Raw genomic sequence first — 218 nt, forward strand, 5'->3', positions numbered from 1 at the left:
CAGTTGACAAAAAAAAGGGCATCGGGTATAATGAAACTGTGGGGGCAGGCAGGGTCGTTAAGCATTGCTTTGATTGCAGGCGCAAGTCCCAGCACCGAACGACTCACATCATGGATTGCCCTGGGCGTGACCCAGCCTCCAAATTCCACGGTCTGTCAATCTTGGTTGCGCCGGAAAATTTTTGCCTCCACCAGTTGACAAAAAAAAGGGCATCGGGT

Annotated in this window: 1 protein-coding gene; it reads left to right on the top strand. The window is 51.4% G+C overall.

Going from position 1 to position 218, the window contains the following annotated elements; translation table 11 throughout:
* Window positions 1–198: hypothetical protein (locus LKK83_RS00530; RefSeq protein ID WP_324628782.1), on the top strand; the 198-nt coding region annotated here is incomplete at its 5' end.
* Between the last annotated feature and the right edge of the window lie 20 nt (window positions 199–218).

It is taken from the genome of Phormidium sp. CCY1219, assembly GCF_035615515.1.
In the GTDB taxonomy this organism is placed as follows: domain Bacteria; phylum Cyanobacteriota; class Cyanobacteriia; order Cyanobacteriales; family Laspinemataceae; genus CCY1219.